We start from the raw sequence: 495 nt of genomic DNA, 5'->3' as shown, positions 1-495 counted from the left end.
TTTGTGATGATAACTAAGAGTATTAAATATCCTTATGCGAAATTAACTTTTGATGTTTTAGGTATCCTTTCTAGTATCACTTTTTTAATATTAATTGCTATTAATTTCTATGCTGATTTTAAAAGTAATGGTACTTCGAAGATAGGTGTTGAATGGACTGGAAATGATTTCGTTTTAGGTGTTGTTTTAATTTGTATTATTTTAGTGTGTGCTATAACTTCTTTTATTTTAAAATCGATAAAAAACACGAAATAAAAAGTAGAATATGTATTTATGTCGAGAAAATTTATTGAGGTTGAGAAGAACCTTTAACTAAACTTGTAGACGAATGTCGGCATAGCGTGAGCTATTAAACCGATTATTCGACAAGTTTTGGGATTGTTAAGGGTTCCGAGGCTCAACGTCAATAAAGCAATTGGAATAAAGCAATAGTTAGGCTAGAGAAAAATAAAAAGGTGGATTACATGGGAAAAAGAGTTGTGAATGGAATAAAAG

Annotated in this window: 1 protein-coding gene; it reads left to right on the top strand. The window is 29.7% G+C overall.

Going from position 1 to position 495, the window contains the following annotated elements:
• Window positions 1–255, top strand: a 255-nt coding sequence (locus EII23_RS13260) for a hypothetical protein (protein WP_260424720.1), incomplete at its 5' end; no start/stop codon positions are given.
• Window positions 256–495 lie beyond the last annotated feature (240 nt).

Origin of the sequence: Desulfovibrio sp. OH1186_COT-070, from assembly GCF_003860215.1 — a bacterium.
In the GTDB taxonomy this organism is placed as follows: Bacteria; Desulfobacterota; Desulfovibrionia; order Desulfovibrionales; family Desulfovibrionaceae; genus Desulfovibrio.
The sequence above is the reverse complement of the archived record's forward strand: the minus strand, read 5'-3'. Positions and strand labels throughout refer to the sequence as shown.